Below are 860 nucleotides of genomic sequence, written 5' to 3' on the forward strand. Positions count from 1 at the left end.
CTCATGGTACCCATGTCATGGGGGCTGCAGCGGCCGCGCGCAATGGCGTCGGGATGATAGGTGTAGCGTATGACGCTTCGATTGCTCACACAGTGGCAATTCCGAACCCTGGATACCCCGCATCGAAAGACTGGGCTCAAGATCTATTAGATGCCAAGGTTTCCGTGATGAACGCCAGCTTCGGGCCCAACGCAAGGCCGTGGCCTCGATTTGGTAATAGTCTGAATCCAAACTATTCGCTGGTTAATTTCCAAATGCTTAGCCAGGGTGAGATGGTGGACGATGCTGCTGAAGTCCAGAAACTCGCCAACGCTGACATTGTGATGGTCTTTTCGACGGGAAACCAACGCTCCCCTTGGTTTCAGCCATTGGCTGCAAAAGTACCTGCTGGCCACGGGCTGCTCCCCCTCATTACCCCAGCTAACACAGCGCTTGGGTACACCAGCAACTCAGCAGATGCTATTTATCGTATCTACACAGACGAGACTGATATTCAGAACCCTACTACTTGGAGCAGTAATCAACTTCCGTTGAGTCAAGTTCAGGCGGTGGATTACTCGAGCTTAGCTGGAACGCTCATTGCTGTATCCGCTGCGGATATCAACGCGACGACTAATGCAGTGACTCTCGCTTACTTCAGTAATCAGTGTGGTGCGGCTGCCGACTGGTGCATAACCGCGCCTGGTGTCGATATCTATTCGACAGTCCCGATGAATAAATATGGTGAGAAGAGCGGCACCTCCATGGCAGCTCCTCTGGTTGCGGGTGGTGCGGCGGTGTTGCGCCAGGCTTTCCCGTACATGACGGCAAGGCAAATCATTGAAGTTCTGTTGACCACCGCCACGGAAATTGACAACTCC

The 860-nt window shown here is 53.3% G+C and carries 1 protein-coding gene; it reads left to right on the forward strand.

What is annotated here, in order from left to right; genetic code table 11:
- The coding region (locus KZZ10_RS14430; protein ID WP_259662244.1) for a S8 family peptidase at nucleotides 1–860 on the forward strand (860 nt) is incomplete at both ends.

It is taken from the genome of Zwartia hollandica, from assembly GCF_019923725.1.
GTDB lineage: Bacteria > Pseudomonadota > Gammaproteobacteria > Burkholderiales > Burkholderiaceae_B > Zwartia > Zwartia hollandica.